Origin of the sequence: Micromonospora sp. NPDC048947 (assembly GCF_040649495.1) — a bacterium.
GTDB classification, from domain to species: Bacteria; Actinomycetota; Actinomycetes; order Mycobacteriales; family Micromonosporaceae; genus Micromonospora; species Micromonospora alfalfae.
In genome coordinates this window covers 163,764-184,280 of sequence record NZ_JBEZFO010000009.1, presented here as the reverse complement: position 1 = coordinate 184,280, position 20,517 = coordinate 163,764, and the positions used below count along the sequence as shown (strand labels likewise).

The 20,517-nt window shown below is 71.5% G+C and carries 18 protein-coding genes; 6 read left to right on the top strand and 12 right to left on the bottom strand.

The genetic code is table 11. The annotated features are described in order from the left end of the window. Positions 1-24: 24 nt before the first annotated feature. The 3 genes from AB0B98_RS15620 to AB0B98_RS15610 all read right to left on the bottom strand — a co-directional run bounded on the left by AB0B98_RS15620 (position 25) and on the right by AB0B98_RS15610 (position 3,146). On the bottom strand, positions 25-1,074 hold the full coding sequence (locus AB0B98_RS15620) for a type III polyketide synthase (RefSeq protein ID WP_357363208.1): 1,050 nt from the start codon (positions 1,072-1,074) through the stop codon (positions 25-27). Positions 1,075-1,165: 91 nt separating this feature from the next. Next, positions 1,166-2,332, bottom strand: coding sequence for an acyl-CoA dehydrogenase family protein (locus AB0B98_RS15615; RefSeq protein WP_357363206.1), 1,167 nt, complete (start codon positions 2,330-2,332; stop codon positions 1,166-1,168). A 40-nt stretch (positions 2,333-2,372) separates the two neighbouring features. Further along, positions 2,373-3,146, bottom strand: a complete 774-nt coding sequence (locus AB0B98_RS15610) for a methyltransferase domain-containing protein (protein ID WP_357284815.1) — start codon at positions 3,144-3,146, stop codon at positions 2,373-2,375. On the opposite strand from AB0B98_RS15610, the gene AB0B98_RS15605 reads away from it, so the two are divergent. The 4 genes from AB0B98_RS15605 to disA all read left to right on the top strand — a co-directional run bounded on the left by AB0B98_RS15605 (position 3,145) and on the right by disA (position 7,811). Then, the gene (locus tag AB0B98_RS15605) at positions 3,145-4,032 is read left to right on the top strand and encodes a UbiA family prenyltransferase (protein WP_238667196.1); all 888 of its coding nucleotides are present in this window, start codon (positions 3,145-3,147) and stop codon (positions 4,030-4,032) included. The genes AB0B98_RS15610 and AB0B98_RS15605 overlap by 2 nt on opposite strands. A gap of 140 nt (positions 4,033-4,172) precedes the next feature. Next, a complete protein-coding gene (locus AB0B98_RS15600) occupies positions 4,173-4,952 on the top strand; it encodes a hypothetical protein (protein ID WP_357363205.1) in 780 nt (259 codons plus the stop codon). 85 nt (positions 4,953-5,037) lie between these two features. Further along, complete coding sequence (gene radA / locus AB0B98_RS15595) at positions 5,038-6,495, top strand: DNA repair protein RadA (RefSeq protein WP_357363204.1); 1,458 nt, start codon at positions 5,038-5,040, stop codon at positions 6,493-6,495. Positions 6,496-6,626: 131 nt separating this feature from the next. Beyond that, positions 6,627-7,811, top strand: coding sequence for a DNA integrity scanning diadenylate cyclase DisA (disA, locus tag AB0B98_RS15590; protein WP_030327921.1), 1,185 nt, complete (start codon positions 6,627-6,629; stop codon positions 7,809-7,811). Between the two features lie 6 nt (positions 7,812-7,817). Here the strand turns inward: disA and AB0B98_RS15585 are convergent, their stop codons facing one another. From AB0B98_RS15585 to AB0B98_RS15575, 3 genes are all read right to left on the bottom strand, one after another. Further along, positions 7,818-8,534: a hypothetical protein gene (locus AB0B98_RS15585; protein ID WP_357363202.1), complete on the bottom strand. Its 717-nt coding sequence runs from the start codon at positions 8,532-8,534 to the stop codon at positions 7,818-7,820. Between the two features lie 106 nt (positions 8,535-8,640). Continuing rightward, entirely contained in the window at positions 8,641-9,213 is a 573-nt protein-coding gene (locus tag AB0B98_RS15580; protein WP_238667199.1) for a peptide deformylase, read from the bottom strand. Further along, positions 9,210-9,722 carry an ACT domain-containing protein gene (locus tag AB0B98_RS15575; protein WP_238687013.1) on the bottom strand — a complete coding sequence of 171 codons (513 nt, stop codon included), beginning with the start codon at positions 9,720-9,722 and terminating at the stop codon, positions 9,210-9,212. Before AB0B98_RS15575 ends, AB0B98_RS15580 begins: the two co-directional genes overlap by 4 nt. A 96-nt stretch (positions 9,723-9,818) precedes the next feature. Here AB0B98_RS15575 and AB0B98_RS15570 point away from each other — a divergent pair, with 96 nt between their 5' ends. Continuing rightward, complete coding sequence (locus tag AB0B98_RS15570) at positions 9,819-10,730, top strand: A/G-specific adenine glycosylase (RefSeq protein WP_238667201.1); 912 nt, start codon at positions 9,819-9,821, stop codon at positions 10,728-10,730. 467 nt (positions 10,731-11,197) lie between these two features. Here the strand turns inward: AB0B98_RS15570 and AB0B98_RS15565 are convergent, their stop codons facing one another. The 3 genes from AB0B98_RS15565 to lysS form a co-directional block, all read right to left on the bottom strand. Further along, positions 11,198-13,741: an ATP-dependent Clp protease ATP-binding subunit gene (locus tag AB0B98_RS15565; protein WP_355578660.1), complete on the bottom strand. Its 2,544-nt coding sequence runs from the start codon at positions 13,739-13,741 to the stop codon at positions 11,198-11,200. A gap of 514 nt (positions 13,742-14,255) precedes the next feature. Further along, positions 14,256-14,600 carry an Lsr2 family protein gene (locus AB0B98_RS15560; RefSeq protein WP_036392792.1) on the bottom strand — a complete coding sequence of 115 codons (345 nt, stop codon included), beginning with the start codon at positions 14,598-14,600 and terminating at the stop codon, positions 14,256-14,258. Positions 14,601-14,712: 112 nt separating this feature from the next. Beyond that, on the bottom strand, positions 14,713-16,221 hold the full coding sequence (gene lysS, locus AB0B98_RS15555) for a lysine--tRNA ligase (RefSeq protein ID WP_238667203.1): 1,509 nt from the start codon (positions 16,219-16,221) through the stop codon (positions 14,713-14,715). 88 nt (positions 16,222-16,309) lie between these two features. Between lysS and AB0B98_RS15550 the strand changes: the two genes are divergently transcribed. Further along, entirely contained in the window at positions 16,310-17,050 is a 741-nt protein-coding gene (locus AB0B98_RS15550) for a class I SAM-dependent methyltransferase (RefSeq protein ID WP_357363199.1), read from the top strand. Positions 17,051-17,086: 36 nt separating this feature from the next. Here AB0B98_RS15550 and AB0B98_RS15545 read toward each other — a convergent pair whose 3' ends face one another. Genes AB0B98_RS15545 through AB0B98_RS15535 form a run of 3 tightly spaced genes read right to left on the bottom strand, consistent with a single transcriptional unit; the run spans position 17,087 to position 20,450 of the window. After that, entirely contained in the window at positions 17,087-17,845 is a 759-nt protein-coding gene (locus AB0B98_RS15545) for a type III pantothenate kinase (RefSeq protein ID WP_091403191.1), read from the bottom strand. A 17-nt stretch (positions 17,846-17,862) separates the two neighbouring features. Continuing rightward, positions 17,863-18,759, bottom strand: coding sequence for a carboxylating nicotinate-nucleotide diphosphorylase (gene nadC / locus AB0B98_RS15540; protein ID WP_357284850.1), 897 nt, complete (start codon positions 18,757-18,759; stop codon positions 17,863-17,865). After that, on the bottom strand, positions 18,756-20,450 hold the full coding sequence (locus tag AB0B98_RS15535; protein WP_357284854.1) for an L-aspartate oxidase: 1,695 nt from the start codon (positions 20,448-20,450) through the stop codon (positions 18,756-18,758). The genes nadC and AB0B98_RS15535 overlap by 4 nt, the downstream gene beginning before the upstream one ends. Between the last annotated feature and the right edge of the window lie 67 nt (positions 20,451-20,517).

The window sequence follows — 20,517 nt, the reverse complement described above, 5'->3', positions numbered from 1 at the left end:
GCGTACCGGCCGGGCCGGCGAGGTTCAGTCCTGTCGATCGAGCAGGGCGGCGTACAGGGTGAGGCCGGGGCCGAAGGCCAGCATGACGATGCGCCGAGCCGCCGGTGTCGCCCGACCCAACCGGTCCAGGATCAGCAACACTGTCGGCGACGAGCAGTTGCCGTGCTCGTCCAGCGTCGCCCGGGACGCCGCCAGCCCCAGCGGGGGCAGCGCCAACTCCCGCTCCACCACGTTGAGGATCCGCGGCCCGCCCGGGTGCACCGCCCAACCGTCCACCTCGGAGCTGGTGACGCCGTGCCGGGCCAACAGATCGTCGACCAGCCCTCGGACGTGCCTCGACAGCACCTGCGGGACCTTTGGCGACAAGCCCATCCGGAACCCGGCGTCGGTGACGTCCCAGGTCATGTGGTCGGCGGTCGAGGTGTCGGTGACGGCGGTGACCTCGCGCACCGCGTACCCCGAGCCGCCCGGCACGACCACAGCGGCGACCGCGGCGTCGGAGAAGAGCGCGTGGGAGACGATCTGCTGGGTGTCCACCCGGGCGCTGGACGGTTGAATGTGCAGGCTGGTCAGCTCCGCGCAGAGCAGCAGCGCCGGTCGCCCCCGGGCGGTGACGAAGTCACTCGCCGCGCCGAGCCCCGGCAACGCCGCGTAACAACCCATGTGACCGACGAACATCCGCTGGGTGTCAGCGGCCATGCCCAGGTCCCGGGCGAGCAGGATGTCCAGCCCCGGGGTGGCGTACCCGGTGCAGGAGCAGACGATGAACAGCCCGATGTCGCCGGCGCTCAGCCCGGCCGCCGTCAACGCCCGACCCACCGCCTCCTTGCCCAGCGGCAGCGCCTCCACCTGGTAGCGGCGCATCCGGCGCTCCGTCGGCCAGTCCGAGACGTCCTCCAGCAGCGGATTGACAGCGGCCTGCCGCCGGGTCACCCCCGAGTTGGCGAAGATCCGCTGGGCCAACGACCGGGTGGTGCCGGAGAAGTGCCGGGAGAAGAAGCCCTCCCACAACTCGTCCTGCGAAGCGGACGGCGGCTGCGCTGTCCCGAGCCCCGCGATCACTGGTACGAACACGATCCCCACCTCTCGTCAGATGCTGTCCTCCCCCTGGCCGTCCCACCAGCCACCTCGGCTGGTCGTTCCTCCGTGCGAGCCCGCGGCGGGCTCACCAACGCGGTGCCGATCCGTCACGATCCGGGTCGCCGCCGAGCGCGGCGATGCCGAGCCAGTCGGCGCAGACGTCCGACGTGGCCGGGTGCAGCGAGCCGCAGCGGGCGTCGCGGTAGAGCCGCTCCAGCGGATGTCCACGGCGGGTCGCCGAGGTGCCCGCCGCCTCCAGGACCGACGCCGCCACCTCGGCGGCCGTGGTGCCGGCGAGCAGCTTCGCCCGCCACACCCAACGGTTGGTCTCCTCGTCACCGGGCGCCTCGTCCACCCGGCGGGCCGCCTCGGCCACCACCAGCTGAGCGGCGGCAGTCGCCGCGTCCGCCCGACCCAGCCGGGCCCGCACCGCCGGCAGGGCGGACAGGTTGCGGGCGTTGAGATGCTCGGCCGCCGCGTCGATCGCCGCACGGGCGACCCCCACGTAGACGGCCGCGTAGCTGGCCACCAACCAGTGCGGCATCAGCTGGGCGACCACCAGCGCAAGCCCCTCCACCCCACCGAGCAGCCGGTCGGCGGGCACTGTGACGTCCAGGTGCAGGTCGTGGGAGGAGGTGGCGCGCATGCCGAGTGAGTCCCAGGTCCGCTCCACGGTCAGCCCGTCACCGGCCGGCACCAGGAACTGTGAGACCACCGACTGGTCGGCCGTGCTGCGTGCCGCCACCAGGTAGCCGTCCGCGTGCCCGGCGCCGGAGCAGAAGGTCTTGCTGCCCTTGAGATGCCAGCCCCCGTCGGTCGGCTCGTACGCGGTGGTCAGCTGGGACAGCCGCGCGCCCGCGCCCCGCTCGCTCATCGCCACCGCGTACCAGGAGCCCTGCGCCGCCGCGCTGAGCAGCCGGTCGCGGGCGGCCAGCGCCTCGTCGGGTACGCCCAGCGCCTCGGCCAACTCCTCGGTGACCGCGCCCAGCGCGCCGGTCACCGAGGCGTGCATGTTGAACACCAGGGCGGTCGCACCGTTGCCCCGGGCAAGCTCAGTGGCCACCGCGGCGTACTCGGCGAAGGTGGCGCCCAGACCGCCGAGCGCCCGGGGCACCATCAGCCCGAACAGGCCGGCCTCGCGCAGGTCGGTGAAGTCGTCCACTGGGAAGGAACCGTCCCGGTCGTGCTCGGCCGCCCGCGCGGCGAACCGCGGCGCCAACCGGCGTGCTGCCTCGAGCGCGTGCACCGTCATCTCGTTCCTCCTCGGCGTTCCATACCCCGCCACGGCCGGACTATCCTTTGCGGACCCCCCGGCCCTGGTAGAGCACGGCGGTGGAGCGGGTCGGCACGATGCGCGGCGCGCGGCCGGCGGGCACCGCTGCGGCCGTTCGGCTCGCGCGGGCACGGCGCAACAGCCAGGCGAGCATGCCGCCGACCTGCGGACGGATGCCCCGCAGACTCAGGTCGACACCGTGTCGCGCGCACTCGGCCACCAGCGCCCGATCGTCCACGAAGAGCAGTGGGTCGTGGATGCCGCGGGGCACCGTCGGCAGCCGCTCGGCGATCCGGACCGCGACGAGCCGGGCCAGCGCCGTGTCGTTGAGGGTGTCCAGCACCAGCACGCCACCGGGGCGCAGCAGACGGCAGGCTTCGGCCACCGCGCGCGGCCAGGCCGGCACGTGCTCCAGCAACTCACCCGCCGAGACCACGTCGGCGCAGCCGTCAGGCAGCGGGACCGCTGTGGCGTCGCCCTGAACCACCCGCACCCCGTGCTCGGCCGCCTGGACGAGCGCCGAGCGGGTCAGATCCACCCCGACGTGGCGGTAACCCTTGCCGGCCAGGTGTGGCGCGAGCAGGCCGGCGCCGCAACCCAGATCGACGAGCAACGCGTCCGGACGGGTGGCCGGCGGCACCAGCGCGGCACGGGCCTCAGCCAGCCAGTGCAGCATCGCGAACGCGCCGTCCGGCCGCCACCACTCACCGGCCAGATCGTCGTACTGACGCGGATCGTTTCGCGGCAGCACCCTCGGACCGGTGGACGCCCCGGCCGCAGCCACGTCTCGCATGGAACCGAGCGTGGCACGACTGCTCGGTAACGACCAGACTTCCCTTATGTCGTCGAGGGTGTTAGGGCTGGTCAGAGCGAGCCATCCGGAACCGGCCGCGGCGGTGACCACGGTGGCCGGTCTGCTGGCCTGGGGAGTGGGCCACCGGCCGGCCGGAATCGTCTCGGTGGTGCTCGCCGTGCTGGCCAGCCAGCTCGCCGTCGGATGGACCAACGACGCGCTGGACGCCGAACGGGACGCCACTGTGGGGCGTACCGACAAACCGGTCGCCAGTGGTGCGGTCGGTCGACGCGTCACCGCCTGGGCCGCTGCGGCGGCCGCGGTGGCCTGCCCGCTGCTGGCGCTGACCACCAACCCGGTGGCGGCGTTCTGGCTGACGCTCGCCCTGGTCTCCGCGCTGCTCTACGACTGGCCGCTCAAGGCCACCGCGTTCTCGGTGCTGCCCTACGCCGTGTCGTTCGGCGCGCTGCCCGCCTTCGTGGTGCTGGCGCTGCCCGGTCAGCCGGCCCCGCCGGTCTGGCTGGTGACGGCGGCAGCCTGCCTGGGCGCCGGTGCACACTTCGCCAACGTGCTGCCCGACCTGGCCGACGACGCCCGCACCGGCGTGCGCGGCCTGCCCCACCGGCTGGGCGCCGCCGGCAGCCGGGTGGCCGCTGCGGGTCTCCTCCTCGCGGCGACCGCGACCCTGGTCCTCGGACCACCCGGGCCGCCGTCGGCGATCGGCTGGGCGGCGGTCGGCACTGCCGCCGTGGTGCCGCCGCTGAGCTGGTACGCCGGGCGTTCGGCGATCCGGGCCGGCCGGCGGCCGGTGGCGGCCTTCCGGGCCGTGATGCTGGTGGCCCTCATCGACGTGGTTCTGCTGGTGGCGAGCGGTCGGGTGGTGTGAACGCCACCCGGGCAGGTGGCATTGCCGGGTCCGCGTGCGGGCCTCGATCAGTCCCAACTACCCTGGAGCGCGGTCTGCGCGGGTATGGCCACCGTGCCCGGCGTACGGCCCGGGTGGGGATTGTGACGAGGAGGACCGACGTGACGCGCTCGATCAGGGGATCCCGGCGGGCGGCCCTGTTGCTGTCCGGGATTGCGGCAGCCGGTCTGCTGGCTTCCGGATGCGGCACCGGTCAGATCGCCGAGACCGCGTTGAAGGAGCCGTCGGTCCAGGGCGTCAGCCTCACCACCAACAACGGTTCCTTCTCGGTGCGGGGCCTGCTCGTGGACTACCCGGGCACCGAGGGCTACAAGGCCGGGCAGGACGCGGGGCTCGGCGCCGTGATCTACAACGATTCCAAGGAGACGGTCACGGTCACCGTCACCACGGAGAGCGCCCGCGACCTGGTGATCAGCGGCGGCTCGGCGAGCCCGTCGCCGTCCGCCTCGGAGTCCGCCTCCATGAGCCCGTCGCCGTCCGGTTCGGCCAGCCCGTCGAACTCGACGTCCGGATCGCCGAGCCCGTCGGTGACGCCGTCCGAGACCGGATCGTCCTCGGCCACCCCGTCCGCCCCGGAGTCGGCGCGGGCGTCCGGTTCGGCCAGCCCTTCCGCCCCGGGTCAGCCGGCCCGGATCGAGCTGGCGCCGCTGAGCTACGTGCAGTTCAATTCCGAGTCCACCACCCAGCTCCGGCTGATCGGCCTGACCGAGGCGCTGCGCTCCGGGCAGAACGTCGTCGTGACCTTCGACTTCGGCAACGGCAACACGGTCACCGGGCAGGCGCCGATTGCCGTGCCGCTCACCCCGGCGGCCCCTCCGTCGCCGATCATCGAGCGCGAGGGCGGCTACGAGGGCAACGAGGGCGGCACGACCCACGAGTGACCCGACCCGCACATCGACAGACGCCCCGGCGTGGTGACCACCACGCCGGGGTGTTTTCGTCGTACGCGAGGGCTAGCGTCCTGATGTGACCACCTCCCGATCGACCCCTCCGCGCGGCGGCGCTGCCGGTGCCGCCCGTGGTCGGTCCGCCGCCCGTGACCCGCGTCCGGCCTACCAGTGCGACGCCTGCGGGCACCAGCCGCCCAAGTGGGTGGGGCGCTGCCCGGAGTGCGGCGAGTGGGGGGCGGTCGTCGAGAACACGGTGACCGGCCCGACCGTCTCCGGTCGGGTGGTCAGCTCCCGGATGCCGTCCGAGCCGGCCCGACCGATCGCCACCATCAGCGCCGCTCCGGCCCGGGCCGTGCCCACCGGGGTGAGCGAGCTCGACCGGGTGCTCGGCGGCGGCCTGGTCCCCGGTGCCGTGGTGTTGCTCGCCGGCGAGCCCGGCGTGGGCAAGTCGACCCTCCTGCTCGATGTGGCGCAGCAGTGGGCGGTCGGGGCCGGCAGCCCCTCGCTGGTGGTCAGCGGCGAAGAGTCGGTCAGTCAGGTGCGTCTGCGCGCCGAGCGGATGGGCACCCTGCACGAGCAGCTCTACCTCGCCGCGGAGAGTGACCTCGCCTCGGTGCTCGGTCACCTCGACGCGGTCAAGCCGGGCCTGTTGGTGCTCGACTCGGTGCAGACCATCTCGACCACCGGCACCGAGGGGGTACCCGGTGGGGTGACCCAGGTCCGCGCGGTCACCGCCGCGTTGGTCTCGGTCGCCAAGGAGCGGGGCATCGCCACGGTGCTGGTCGGCCACGTCACCAAGGACGGCCAGGTGGCCGGGCCCCGGGTGCTGGAGCACCTGGTCGATGTGGTGCTGCACTTCGAGGGCGACAAGCACTCGTCGCTGCGCCTGGTGCGCGGCGTGAAGAACAGGTTCGGCGCGGCCGACGAGGTCGGCTGCTTCGAGATGCACGAGGGCGGCATCAGCAGCCTCGCTGACCCGTCCGGGCTGTTCCTGACCCGCTACGCGGAACCGGTCCCGGGCACCTGCGTGACCGTGGCCATGGAGGGGCGTCGTGCCCTGGTCACCGAGGTGCAGGCGCTGATCGGCGCGACAGTGGCGGGTTCTCCCCGACGCACCGTCTCCGGCCTCGACTCGGCGCGACTGGCGATGGTGCTCGCGGTGCTGCAACGGCGCACCGAGCGGCTGACCCTGCACGACCGGGAGGTCTTCGCCGCCACAGTGGGCGGGATCCGGGTGGTGGAGCCGGCCGCCGACCTGGCGGTGGCTCTGGCGGTCGCCTCCGGAGGGCTCAACCTGGCGATCGCGCCGCACCTGGTGGCGATCGGTGAGGTGGGGCTGACCGGCGAGGTGCGCCGGGTCGGTGCGGTGCCCCGCCGGCTGGCCGAGGCCGCCCGGCTGGGGTTCAAGGTGGCCCTGGTGCCGCCCGGCTGCGGCCCGTCCAGCACCGGCGCGGGCCCCGAGCAGATGCGGGTGACCGAGGTCACCGACGTCCGTTCGGCGCTGCACCATGCGGCCCGCGCGTCCGCCGAGTGACCCACCGTGCCGACGAGGGCGGCGAAACCGGACAGCACGTCGCAAGCGGGAAACGCTGGAAAGAGCGGCATCGTGACACATCACAGTAACCACGACAGCACCCACCGCACGGCAGTCCGTAGACTGTGCCCGTGCCGATCGACCGCGATACCACCAAGCCAGCCGGCGCGCCGCCCCAGGCCCGCACCGGCGCCGTGGGCTCGCCCGCCCGCCCGATCAGCGTGAGCGTGACTGCGGGGGCCGCCGGGAGCGCCGGAGATCCGCTACGGGCCAATCTCGCCCTGATGGCCCCGGGCACCGCCCTGCGCGACGGCCTGGAGCGCATCCTGCGGGGTCGCACGGGTGCCCTCATCGTGCTCGGCTACGACAAGGTGGTCGAGGGCCTCTGCACCGGCGGCTTCCCACTGGACGTGGAGTTCTCCGCGACCCGCGTGCGCGAGCTGTGCAAGATGGACGGCGCTGTGGTGCTCTCCAGCGACGGCACCAGGATCGTCCGGGCGGCAGTGCACCTGATGCCCGACCCGTCCATCCCTACCGAAGAGTCCGGCACCCGGCACCGCACCGCCGAGCGGGTGGCCCGCCAGACCGGCTATCCGGTCATCTCGGTCAGCCAGTCCATGCGGATCATCAGCCTCTACGTCAACGGCCAACGGCACGTGCTCGACGACTCGGCGGCCATCCTCTCCCGCGCCAACCAGGCGCTCGCCACCCTGGAGCGCTACAAGCTCCGGCTGGACGAGGTCTCCGGCACGCTCTCCGCCCTGGAGATCGAGGATCTGGTCACCGTGCGGGACGCGGTGGCAGTGGTGCAGCGGCTGGAGATGGTTCGCCGGATCGCCGACGAGATCGCCGGTTACGTGGTGGAGCTGGGCACCGACGGCCGCCTGCTCGCCCTGCAACTCGACGAGCTGATGGCCGGCGTGGACGCCGACCGGACTCTGGTCATCCGGGACTACCTCCCCGTCGGCCGCAAGTCGCGCACGCTGGACGAGGCACTCGTCGAGCTGGACCTGCTCGGCGCCACCGAGCTGATCGACCTGGTGTCGGTGGCCAAGGCGATCGGCTACCCGGCCGCCTCCGACGCGCTCGACGCAGCGGTCAGCCCGCGCGGCTTCCGACTGCTGGCCAAGGTGCCCCGGCTGCCGGTGGCCGTGGTGGATCGCCTGGTGCTGCACTTCGGCAGCCTCCAGCGGCTGCTCGGAGCGACAGTGGAAGACCTACAGGCTGTCGAAGGGGTCGGTGACGCCCGGGCTCGTGGCGTCCGAGAGGGGCTGTCCCGGCTCGCCGAGGCATCCATCCTGGAACGTTACGTCTGACCCCGCTCAGCCGGTGATGGTGAGCTTCACGGGCTCGCTGTACTTCGTGCCGACCCGGGCGAACACCTGGTACGACCCGACCGGCGGGAACGGTCCGCCAGCCAACGCGCCGTCGCAGCGGCTGGTGTCCCGCCCGTTCCACGGCACCTGGTAGGAGCGCTCGAAGTTCGGCGTGAACGACTGCACTTCCGAACCCTTGACCTTGCCGCAGGTGTCCGACGACCAGATCTTCTCGGCACCGGACTTGATGAAGATCTCCTGCAGGTCCGCACCCACGTTGCGACTGCAGGTCCGGTCCGACGTGTTCTTGATCCTGAGTTGCAGCTCGGCCACCGCCCCCCGCTGCAGTGCGGTAGGGCTCGCCGCCGACACCACGCTGATCTCCTCGTCGGTGCAGGTGTCGCCGTCGTCCTCCGAACCGGCGGCCGCGCCCAGCGGAGGCGTGTTGCTGGTCATCGCCGGGCTCGGACTCGTCGCACCCGAATCAGCGGACGCGGACGACGACGGATCGCCGGTTTGCGGAGTCAGCACCGGCCCAGCGGGACCAGACGTCGCGGCGGACGTCGCCGTCGGTGTCGCACCCGCCTTCGGCTGCCCGCCGGAACGGCCCGAACCGGTGCAGGAGTAGAGCAGGACAATCAGGAAAAGGAGGCCCGCTCCGAATACGACGGCGCGACGCCGCCAGTACACGGCGGGTGGCAGGGGGCCGACCGTCAGACGCATGATGCCCTCCACCGTAGCCGCGCCGTACCCGGCAGTGCGGCGCGACGCGCCGGAGCCACTCCGAGGCGCCCGCACCACTCTCCATTGAGGACAGTCTGGCACCCGATCACAGGTAGACCTTGCGCTGATAGACCGCGTGCGCACCGGCCACCCGGTCCAGGAAGAGTAGCCCCGCGCAGTGGTCGATCTCGTGCTGCAACGCCCGAGCCTCGAAACCGTCGGTCACCAGCCGGACCGGCACGCCGCTGCCCGGCAGGTCACCCTCCACCACCAGCCGGCTGGCCCGCTTCACGTCCCCGGTCAGGTCCGGCACCGACATGCAGCCCTCCCGGCCCGGCTTCCACCGCGTCGCCTCCACCACGCGCGCATTGCACAACACGAAGGTGCCGTGCACCGTCACCGCCTTCGGGTGCCCGGTCACGTCGACGGCGAAGACCCGAGCGCCCACCCCTACCTGCGGCGCGGCCAGCCCGACACAGCCCGGCGACACCTTCATGGTGGCTATCAGGTCGGCCGCGAGTTGGACCGTCTCCTTCGCCGTTGGGTCGACCTCGTCCGCGGCCCGACTCAGCACCGGATGCGGGGCGGACACCACCGCCCGCACCTCCCCCGGCACGTCCAGCGACTCCGGCGTCCACTCCCCCAGGCCGACGTCCGGCCCGCGCTCCTCGCCGGTCACAACAGATCCGGATCCGCCGGCCGGAGGGTGACCTCCACGCCCAGCTCGGCTGCCGTCCGGTGCAGGCGGTCGAGCACAGTGTCCGCCACACCGGCCGGCAACTCGACCTCCGCCAGGACCACGTAGAGCGCACCAGTCAACCGCGTGCTCAGGTCGGTGACATTCCCCCCGGCATCCACCAGCACCCGCGTCATCGCCGCTACGATGCCCATCCGGTCCGAACCATGCACAGCCATCACGTACGGCTCACCCACCGGAGGAACATCGCCGTCCGGGGTGACCGCGCGTACCGTCGCCAGCAGCTGACCCTCGGCGGCCAGCGACGCCAGTGCGGCCTCGACCTCGGCGGCGGCCGGACCGGTGCAGATGAGGGTCATCGCGAAATGCCCCCGCAGCCGCGTCATCGTGCTGTCGGTGAGGTTCGCGCCCAGTCGGGCCAGCACCTCCGCGACGTCGGCCACGATGCCCGGCCGGTCCCGACCGATGACGGTGATCGCGAGCTCGTTCATCCGCGCATTCTCCCCCGTCCGCCGAACGAGGACGCGGCACCCCGCCCGAGCCGCCCACCCAACGGGAACACCGGGCGTGACATCATCGACCACGCCATGACTCAACCCGACTTCGCCTCCCTCGTCAGCCGGTGGTTCCAGCAACACGCCCGTGACCTGCCGTGGCGCGAGCCCGATGTCACCCCGTGGGCCATCCTGGTCAGCGAGGTCATGCTCCAGCAGACACCAGTGGTCCGGGTGGTGCCGGCCTGGCAGGCGTGGCTGGCCCGCTGGCCGGAGCCCGCCGCGTTGGCGGCGGACACGCCAGCCGAGGCGATCCGGATGTGGGGACGCCTCGGCTACCCCCGTCGGGCGGTCCGGCTGCGCGAATGCGCGGTAGCGATCGTCGACCGGCATGGCGGCCAGGTGCCGGACCGGCTGGAGCAACTGCTCGCACTGCCCGGCGTCGGCACGTACACCGCGCGGGCGGTGGCCGCCTTCGCGTACGGGCAGCGGCACCCGGTGGTCGACACCAACGTACGCAGGGTCGTGTGCCGGGCGGTGGCCGGCGAACCGGACGCCGGGCCCGTCACCCGACCAGCGGACCTCGTCGCCACCGAAGAGCTGCTCCCGGCGGAACCGGCCGCAGCGGCACTGGCCAGCGCCGCGTTCATGGAACTGGGCGCGGTGATCTGCACGGCCCGGTCACCGCGCTGCACCGCCTGCCCCGTCGAGTCGGTCTGCGCCTGGCGGGCGTCCGGCCAGGAGGCGCCGGCCGGGCCGACCCGCCGACCCCAGCGGTACGCGGGCACCGACCGGCAGGTCCGCGGTCTGTTGCTCGGAGTGCTCCGGGACAGCACCGGCCCGGTCCCACGCCAGCGGTTGGACCAGGTCTGGACCGACGACGTGCAACGCGCCCGCGCCCTCGCCGGGCTGGTGCAGGACGGGCTTGTCGAACCCGCCGGCACTGAATCCTTCCGCCTGGTCGGTGACGGCCCGTCCCGGCCAACCGCGGACCTCACCACCTGACCCGCCCCCACCCCGGGCATCCCGCCCAGCGACCCGCTGGCCGCCCACCCGCGCGCTCCAACCCGTCGCCGGCCGCAGGCCACGCGCTCTGGCCGCCGCCGGCCGCACACCGCGCGCTCTGGCCGCCGCCGGCCGCACGCCGCGCGCTCTGGCCGCCGCCGGCCGCACACCGCGCGCTCTGGCCGCCGCCGGCCGCACACCGCGTCCTCTGAGCCGCCGCACGCCGCGCGCGCTGAGCCGCCGCACACCGCGCGACCTGCTGGCCGTACGCCGCGCGGCGGTGGCGCGGGCTCGGCGCAGCTCACCCAAGATCGTGCTCGATCCCGGATGTAGTGGTGTCAGGCGCGACGGATGCCACTACATCCGGGATGTAGTGCGATCTTGCGGGCGGAGGACTCTGCGGGTAGCGCACAAAGGCGGGGCCCCGGTGGCTTGCGCCACCGGGGCCCCGCCCCTTGCTTGTTGTCTTACTCGTCCACGCCCGCGGCGGCGGTGCCAGCGGCAGTGCCACCGAGATCGGCCGGGACGGCGTCCGGAACTTCGACCGGCTTGTCCGAGCCCCGGAAGACGAGCTTGGACTTGTCGATGTCGTCCGGGTCGCCCTCGCAGTCCACCACGACGATCTGACCCGGGGTCAGCTCGTTGAACAGGATCCGCTCGGAGAGGTTGTCCTCGATGTCGCGCTGGATCGTGCGACGAAGCGGACGGGCACCGAGCACCGGGTCGAAGCCCTTCGCGGCCAGGTACTTCTTGGCGTTGTCGGTCAGCTCCAGACCCATGTCCTTGTTCCGCAGCTGGCCCTCGATCCGCTGGATCATGATGTCCACGATCGAGAGGATCTCGGTCTGGCGCAGCTGGTGGAAGACGATGGTGTCGTCGATCCGGTTGAGGAACTCAGGCCGGAAGTGCGTCTTGAGCTCGTCGTTGACCTTCTGCTTCATCCGGTCGTAGTTGGACTCGGAGTCCTCCGACTGCTGGAAGCCCAGCGACACCGCCTTGGCGACGTCACGGGTGCCCAGGTTGGTGGTCAGGATGATGACCGTGTTCTTGAAGTCCACGATCCGACCCTGACCGTCGGTGAGCCGACCGTCTTCGAGGATCTGCAGGAGCGTGTTGAACACGTCCGGGTGGGCCTTCTCGATCTCGTCGAAGAGGACCACCGAGAACGGCCGACGCCGCACCTTCTCGGTCAGCTGCCCGCCCTCGTCGTAGCCGACGTAGCCGGGAGGGGCACCAACGAGCCGGGAGACCGTGTAACGGTCGTGGAACTCGGACATGTCCAGCTGGATGAGGGCATCCTCGCTGCCGAAGAGGAACTCGGCGAGCGCCTTGGACAGCTCGGTCTTACCGACACCGGACGGGCCGGCGAAGATGAACGAGCCCGACGGGCGCTTCGGGTCCTTCAGGCCGGCCCGGGTACGCCGGATCGCCTTCGAGACCGCCTTGACCGCGTCCTCCTGGCCGATGACGCGCTTGTGCAGCTCGTCCTCCATGCGCAGCAGGCGCGAGGTCTCCTCCTCGGTCAGCTTGTAGACCGGGATGCCGGTCCAGTTGCCGAGCACCTCGGCGATCTGCTCGTCGTCAACCTCGCTGACGACGTCCAGGTCACCGGCCTTCCACTCCTTCTCCCGCTGAGCCTTCTGGCCGAGGAGCTGCTTCTCCTTGTCGCGCAGCTGGGCGGCGCGCTCGAAGTCCTGCGCGTCGATCGCGGACTCCTTGTCGCGACGCACCTGGGCGATGCGCTCGTCGAAGTCACGCAGGTCTGGCGGCGCGGTCATCCGACGGATCCGCATCCGGGCACCGGCCTCGTCGATCAGGTCGATCGCCTTGTCCGGGAGGAAGCGGTCGGAGATGTACCGGTCGGCCAGGGTCGCGGCAGCCACGAGAGCGGCATCCGTGATCGAGACGCGGTGGTGAGCCTCGTAGCGGTCCCGCAGGCCCTTGAGGATCTCGATGGTGTGGGCCAGCGACGGCTCACCCACCTGGATCGGCTGGAAGCGGCGCTCGAGTGCCGCGTCCTTCTCCAGGTGCTTGCGGTACTCGTCGAGCGTGGTGGCACCGATGGTCTGCAGCTCACCACGGGCCAGCATCGGCTTGAGGATGCTCGCGGCGTCGATCGCGCCCTCGGCGGCACCCGCACCCACCAGGGTGTGGATCTCGTCGATGAACAGGATGATGTCGCCGCGGGTGCGGATCTCCTTGAGCACCTTCTTGAGGCGCTCCTCGAAGTCACCGCGGTAGCGGGAACCGGCGACGAGCGCGCCCAGGTCGAGCGTGTAGAGCTGCTTGTCCTTGAGGGTCTCGGGCACCTCGCCCTTGATGATCTTCTGGGACAGGCCCTCCACCACGGCGGTCTTGCCGACGCCGGGCTCACCGATCAGGACCGGGTTGTTCTTGGTACGGCGGGAGAGCACCTGCATGACCCGCTCGATTTCCTTCTCGCGCCCGATGACCGGGTCGAGCTTGCCCTCGCGGGCGGCCTGAGTCAGGTTGCGGCCGAACTGGTCCAGCACCAGGCTGGTCGACGGCGCGGCCTCACCCGGCGCGGCGCCCGCCGCGGCAGGCTCCTTGCCCTGGTAGCCGGAGAGCAGCTGGATCACCTGCTGGCGGACCCGGTTGAGGTCGGCGCCGAGCTTCACCAGCACCTGGGCGGCGACGCCCTCGCCCTCACGGATCAGCCCGAGCAGGATGTGCTCAGTGCCGATGTAGTTGTGGCCGAGCTGCAGCGCCTCGCGCAGTGACAGCTCCAGCACCTTCTTGGCCCGCGGCGTGAACGGGATGTGCCCGCTCGGCGCCTGCTGGCCCTGGCCGATGATCTCCTCGACCTGCTGGCGGACGCCCTCCAGGGAGATGCCGAGGCTCTCCAGGGCCTTTGCCGCGACGCCTTCACCTTCGTGGATCAGGCCCAGCAGGATGTGTTCCGTACCGATGTAGTTGTGGTTGAGCATCCGGGCCTCTTCTTGGGCCAGGACGACAACCCGTCGCGCTCGGTCGGTGAACCGCTCGAACATGCCCTCGTGCTCCTCACGTGCCGTGCGCCTTGATGGTCAAGATCTTGGCGGGGCCGGTGCACGAACGTCCAGGACGGGCGTCCGTGCCTCCTTACTCTATCGTCGCTGACCGACTCCGCTGAGGTCGTGTGTCTCTGCTCTGGGTCGGTTCCACGTCGTTTTGAACAACCGTCCGCGCTCAGGAGGTGTTCCGGTAGCCCTGTCGCTACGCGCAGAGCGAAATCCGACTGGCTCGACGGAAGCCCGATCCGGGGTCCGGAAGGGCTCCGGGAGGCCCCGGAGGGCGGACCGGCGGTCGCGACGGGCGCCGCGCCGGGCCCCTGGGGAAGGTTGTCCACAGGCTGTGGATAGCTGTTCCACTGGTTGTGGACAACGTAGGTGGGCCCGGAATGCTTCCCGACCCCGGACGGGCGCGACGACGCCGTCCGGATACGGCGACGCCGGCCCGGAGAACTCCTCCGGCCCGGCGTCGGTGTCGCCTGCGGTGGCGGCTGGCCACCGAGCTGCTGACGGATCAGCGCTTCGCGTGGAACTCGTCCACGATCTCCTGCGGGATACGACCCCGGTCCGAGATGTCCTTGCCGGCCTTCTTGGCCCACTCCCGGATCGCCTTGTTCTGTTCCCGATCGGCTGTCGCGCCACCCCGACCGCGGGCAGCCCGCCCACCGATCACGACACCACCCCGACCGACCTTGGTGCCGGCGCCCACGTACGACGCAAATGCATCGCGCAATTTCGCGGCGTTGGCGCTCGACAGGTCGATCTCGTACTGAACGCCGTCGAGGGCGAACTTGACGGTCTCGTCCGCGTCCCCGCCGTCCAGGTCATCGACCAGCTTGTGAATGATCTGCTTGGCCACGTCCCACATTCCTTTCGAGCAGGGTGCTCCTGCTAACGAGAGCACAATAACCCGCGCTCCGCTCGTCGCGTCAATAGGACCCGGTTACGGCTCGGCGTAGGCCCGGACGGGACTACTCCTGGCGGACCAACGGGAAGAGGATCGTTTCCCGAATTCCGAGGCCGGTCAGGGCCATCAAGAGCCGGTCGATTCCCATTCCCATACCGCCGGCCGGCGGCATTCCATACTCCATCGCCCGAAGAAAGTCCTCGTCGAGACGCATCGCCTCGTCGTCGCCCCGGGCCGCCAGCTGCGCCTGGGCCACCAGCCGTTCCCGCTGCACGATCGGGTCGACCAGCTCGGAGTATCCGGTGCCCAGCTCGAAGCCGAGCACGTAGAGGTCCCACTTCTCGGCCAGCCCCGGCTCGCTGCGGTGGCCCCGGGTGAGCGGGCTCGTCTCCTCCGGGTAGTCCCGCACGAAGGTGGGTGCCTCCAGGCCGGGAACGACCAGTTCCTCGAACAACTCCTCGGCCAGCTTGCCCGGGCCCCACTTCGGGTCCACCGCCAATCCGACCTTGTCCGCGTACTCCACCAGGCGGGAGCGTTCGGTGCGAACGGTGACCTCCTCGCCCAGCGCTTCGGAAAGCACACCGAACAACGTCACTGACCGCCACTCGCCGCCGAGGTCGAACTCGCGCCCGTCGGCGTGGGTCACCACCGTCGAGCCGCTCACCGCGATCGCCGCCTGTTGCACGAGATTGCGGGTCAACTCGCCGATCGTGCCGTAGTCGCCGTACGCCTGGTACGTCTCCAGCATCGCGAACTCCGGCGAGTGCGAAGAGTCGACACCCTCATTACGGAAGTTGCGGTTGATCTCGAAGACGCGATCGACGCCGCCTACCACAGCGCGCTTGAGAAACAGTTCGGGAGCGATTCGCAGATACAGATCGGTGTTCAACGCATTGCTGTGGGTCACGAACGGTCGGGCCGCCGCGCCGCCATGAAGCAGTTGCAACATCGGCGTTTCCACCTCGATGAAGCCCTGCCCGTGCAGTGAATCGCGCAGACTGCGTACCGCGGCGGCCCGGGTACGCACCATCTCCCGTGCCTGCGGCCGGACAATCAGGTCGACGTAACGCTGCCGGACGCGCGCCTCCTCGGAGAGGGGCTTGTGGGCAACCGGCAACGGTCGCAGCGCCTTGGCTGTCATTTCCCATTGCTGGGCCAACACCGACAGCTCACCCCGGCGGCTGGTGATCACCTCGCCGGTCACCCCGACGTGGTCGCCCAGGTCGACGAGGCGCTTCCACGCCTCCAGCCGCTCCGGTCCGACCCGGTCCAGGGAGAGCATCGCCTGCAACTCGGTGCCGTCGCCGTCCCGGAGGGTGGCGAAGCAGAGCTTGCCCGTGTTGCGTACGAAGATCACCCGGCCGGTGACCGCCACCTGGTCGCCGGTCGCGGTGTCGGTGGGAAGGTCGGCGTAGCGCGCCCGGACCTGCGCAAGGGTGGTGGTGCGGGGAAAGCCGACCGGGTAGGGCTCGACGCCCTCGGCGAGCATCCGGTCCCGCTTCTCCCGGCGGACCTTCATCTGCTCGGGAAGGTCATCGGCGGGGTCCACTGGCACGGGGTTCTGCTCGGTCACGGCACGCTTCCTCGTCACGGAGATACAGGGGGTCAGGCCCGAGCGTACTCAAGCGCTCCGGAGGCCGTTACGGGATAACCTGCCCGTCATGGTCGATCACACTCACGCCCTGTCGTTCGGTGCCGCCGCGAGTGATTACGACCGGTTTCGGCCACGCTATCCCAAGGCTGCGGTCTGTTGGGCACTCGACGGGCTGAGCGAAGCCCGGGTGGTCGACCTCGCCGCGGGAACCGGCATCCTGACCCGCGCTGTGCTGGCACTGGGTCACGAGGTCGTACCGGTCGAGCCCGATCCGGGGATGCGGGCGCAGCTCGCCGCCAGCACCCCGGGCACGGCGGCGCTGGCGGGCAGCGCCGAGGCCATGCCGCTGCCCGACTCGACGGTGGACGCGGTGCTGGTCGGGACGGCGTACCACTGGTTCGACAGGGAGCCCGCGCACGCCGAGATCGTCCGGGTGCTCCGCCCCGGCGGGATCTTCGCCCCCATCTGGAACATCCGGGACGCCAGCGTCGACTGGGTAGCCGAACTGGGGCGCATCGCCCACTTCGGGGACAAGTCGACAAGCCAGGTCTTCGGCGAGCGCCCCGACTTCGGCCCCGCGTTCGACGCCGTCGAAAAGCGCGAGTTCACGCACCGCACCACGCTCACGCCGGACGAGCTGCTCGGCATGGTCCGCACCCGCTCGTACTGGCTCACCGCCTCCACCGACGATCAGCGACGAGTCGAGCGGGAACTGAGCGAACTCCTGAACACCCACCCTGCCCTGGTTGGCCGGGACACCATCGAACTGCCGTACCGGACGCTGGTGCTCCGCACGCGGCGGCGCTGACACCGGCGCGGAGGCCGGCCCCGACGGCGGCCGGGCTCACAGGTTGCGGTCGTAGACCATCCGCAGACCGATCAGGGTGATCATCGGCTCGTGGTGGGTGATGCTGCGACACTCGTTGATCACCAGAGAGGCGAGGCCGCCGGTGGCGATCACCGCCCGCACCTCGCCCAACTCCTCGGTCATCCGCTCGACGATCCGGTCCACCTGCCCGGCGAAGCCGAAGTACAGGCCGGCCTGGAGGCACTCCACGGTGTTCTTGCCGATCACCGAGCGGGGCTTGGTGGCCTCGACCTTGCGCAGCTGCGCGGCCCGGGCCGCCAGCGCGTCGAAGGAGATCTCGATGCCCGGGGCGAACGCGCCGCCGAGGAACTCACCGCGCTCGCTGATCACGTCGAAGTTGGTGGTGGTGCCGAAGTCCACAACGATCGACGGGCCGCCGTAGAGGGTGTACGCGGCCAGGGTGTTCACCACCCGGTCGGCACCGACCTCCTTCGGGTTGTCGATCGCCAACTGCACCCCGGTCCGCACGCCCGGCTCGACCACCACGCTCGGCAGGTCGGCGTAGTAACGACTGAGCATGGTGCGCAGCGACCGCAGCGCGGCCGGCACCGTGGAGCATGCGGCCACACCGGTGATCTCGACGTTGTCCCCGGCGAGCAGACCCCGGAACATCAGGCCCAGCTCGTCCGCCGTCGAACGGGCATCGGTCTTGATCCGCCAGGAGTGCACCAGCTTGTCGCCGTCGAAGGTCGCCAGCACGGTGTTGGTGTTTCCGATGTCGATGCAGAGCAGCACGCACGCAGCCTAGACAACTAGTCGACGCGCAGGTCCAGCGCGATGTCCAGGATCGGCGACGAGTGCGTCAGCGCGCCCACCGAGAGGAAGTCCACGCCGGTGGCCGCGTACCGTCCGGCCACCTCCAGGGTCAGCCCGCCGGTCGCCTCCAACTCCGCCCGGTCACCCACCGCGGCCACCGCCTCGGCAAGCACCTCCGGCGTCATGTTGTCGCAGAGCAGGAAGTCCGCGCCGGCCTCCACCGCCTCCACCGCCTCGTCGACTCCGGTCACCTCGACCTGCACCGGAACCTCCGGGAACGCCTCCCGGACCCGCCGGTAGGCCGCAGTGATGCTGCCGGCCGCCAGCTTGTGGTTGTCCTTGATCATGGCCACGTCGTAGAGGCCCATCCGCTTGTTGGTGCCGCCGCCGGCCCGCACCGCGTACTTCTCCAGCGCCCGCAGGCCCGGCGTCGTCTTGCGGGTGTCCAGCACCATCGCCTTCGAGCCGGCCAGCGCGTCCGCCCAGGCGCGGGTGTGGGTGGCCACCCCGGACATCCGGCAGAGCAGGTTGAGCGCCGTCCGCTCGGCAGTCAGCAGCAGCCGGGTCGGGCCGGTCACCGTCGCCAGCACGTCGCCGCGGGCCACCCGCTCGCCGTCGCGGGCCAGCACCGACACCTCGACGGTACGACCGAAGCCAGTCACCTCGCCCACCAGCTCGAACACTGCGGCGGCCACCGCCATCCCGGCCAACACCCCGTCCGCGCGGGCCACCAGGTCGGCGGTGTCGGTCTGTTCCGCCGGAATGGTGGCCACGCTTGTGACGTCAAGGAAATCCGGGCCCAGATCCTCGACCAGCGCACCCTCGATCACCTGCCGTACGTGCGCCGGATCCAACCCAGCCGCCCGCAACGCCGTCTCCGTCGACTCGATCACGAGTTCCCCTCCCACTGTTGCGTCACCCGGCCCTGCGCCCCGACCGCCCCCACCAGATGGCCCAGCCACCGTTCGTCGGCCGTCGGGAAGTCCTCCCGCCAGTGGCAGCCCCGGGTCTCACCACGGGCGTACGCGGCGGCAACCAGCGTCGACGCCACGGTGAGCAGGTTGGTCGCCTCCCAGTCGGCGGTCCGCGGCCGGCCCCGGGCAACGCCCAGGTCGGTCAACGTACCGGCCGTCCCGGCCAGCGTCGCCGCGGATCGGAGCACCCCGGCCCCCCGCGTCATCGCCCGTTGCAGGGTCGGCGTCACCTCAGCGGGCAGCACCCAGCCCGCACCACCGCGCCAGGCACCGGTGTCCGCCGGCTGGGCCTGCTCGGGCAGGCCGGCCGCGATGTCCTCGGCGATCCGCCGGGAGAAGACCAGACCCTCCAGCAGCGAGTTGCTGGCCAGCCGGTTCGCGCCGTGCACACCCGTGCAGGCGACCTCGCCGCAGGCGTACAGACCGGGGATGGAGGTGCGGCCGCGCAGATCGGTCCGGACCCCGCCGGAGGCGTAGTGGGCGGCCGGCGCCACCGGGATCAGATCGGTCGCCGGGTCCACGCCGATCGCCAGACAGGACGCCACGATGGTGGGGAACCGACCGGCCAGGAAATCGCCGCCCAGGTGCCGTGCGTCGAGGAAGACGTGGTCCGCGCCGGTGGCCAGCAGCACCCGGTGGATGCCCTTGGCCACCACGTCCCGCGGTGCCAGCTCAGCCAACTCGTGCTGGCCCACCATGAACCTCTTGCCGTCCGCGTCCACCAGGTACGCGCCCTCGCCGCGCAACGCCTCCGAGACCAGCGGCTGCTGCGCGTGCCCCGCCCCGGGCACCCCCGCGCCGGACGGCGTGATCAGGGCGGTCGGGTGGAACTGGACGAACTCCACATCGGTCACCGCCGCGCCGGCCCGCAGCGCCAGCGCCACCCCGTCCCCGGTGGAGACCGCCGGGTTGGTGGTGGCCGAGAAGATCTGCCCCATGCCTCCGGTGGCGAGCACCACGGCACGGGCGAGCAGCGCGCCGACGCCGTCCTCGCTGCCCTCACCCAACACGTGCAGGGTGATCCCGCAGGCCGGGCCGAGCCCGTCCGGGCCGTCGCCGGGCGCGCGCAGCAGATCCAGCACGAGGGCGTGCTCGACCAGCCGGATCCACGGATCGCGCTGCACCGCGGCGTGCAGGGCCCGCTGCACCTCCGCGCCGGTGGCGTCGCCGCCGGCGTGCACGATCCGGTCCGCCCGGTGCCCGCCCTCGCGGGTCAGCATCAACGAGCCGTCCGGGTGCCGATCGAACTCGGCGCCGATCCGGATCAGCTCACGGAGCCGGGTCGGGCCCTCCTCGACCAGCACCCGGACCGCCGCCGGGTCGCACAGCCCGACCCCGGCGACCTCGGTGTCCCGGGCATGCGCCGCCGGGGTGTCGGCCGGGTCGAGCACCGCGGCGATACCGCCCTGCGCCCACCGGGTCGAGCCGTCGTCAATGTTGACCTTGGTGACCACCGTGACGTGCAGACCGGCCTCACGCAGGTGCAGCGCCGCGGTCAACCCGGCCACGCCGGAGCCCACCACGATCACGTCGGTGGTCTCCACCCAGCCGGGCGCGGGCGCGGCCAGCAGCGCGGGCAGGGCAGGCAGGTCGACGGTCGGGAGGTCCATCCCCCCAGTCAACCCGAACCATCCTCGCCCGGGGCGGCGGGGGCGGGACGAGTGTTTTGGGCGACCC

Bases quoted from the DNA above. Each gene is read 5' to 3' on its own strand.
- AB0B98_RS15615 (WP_357363206.1), bottom strand. From the start codon at position 2,332: ATGACGGTGCACGCGCTCGAGGCAGCACGCCGGTTGGCGCCGCGGTTC.
- AB0B98_RS15605 (WP_238667196.1), top strand. From the start codon at position 3,145: ATGGAACCGAGCGTGGCACGACTGCTCGGTAACGACCAGACTTCCCTT.
- AB0B98_RS15610 (WP_357284815.1), bottom strand. From the start codon at position 3,146: ATGCGAGACGTGGCTGCGGCCGGGGCGTCCACCGGTCCGAGGGTGCTG.
- AB0B98_RS15585 (WP_357363202.1), bottom strand. From the start codon at position 8,534: ATGCGTCTGACGGTCGGCCCCCTGCCACCCGCCGTGTACTGGCGGCGT.
- AB0B98_RS15575 (WP_238687013.1), bottom strand. From the start codon at position 9,722: ATGAACGAGCTCGCGATCACCGTCATCGGTCGGGACCGGCCGGGCATC.
- AB0B98_RS15570 (WP_238667201.1), top strand. From the start codon at position 9,819: ATGACTCAACCCGACTTCGCCTCCCTCGTCAGCCGGTGGTTCCAGCAA.
- AB0B98_RS15565 (WP_355578660.1), bottom strand. From the start codon at position 13,741: ATGTTCGAGCGGTTCACCGACCGAGCGCGACGGGTTGTCGTCCTGGCC.
- AB0B98_RS15550 (WP_357363199.1), top strand. From the start codon at position 16,310: ATGGTCGATCACACTCACGCCCTGTCGTTCGGTGCCGCCGCGAGTGAT.
- AB0B98_RS15535 (WP_357284854.1), bottom strand. From the start codon at position 20,450: ATGGACCTCCCGACCGTCGACCTGCCTGCCCTGCCCGCGCTGCTGGCC.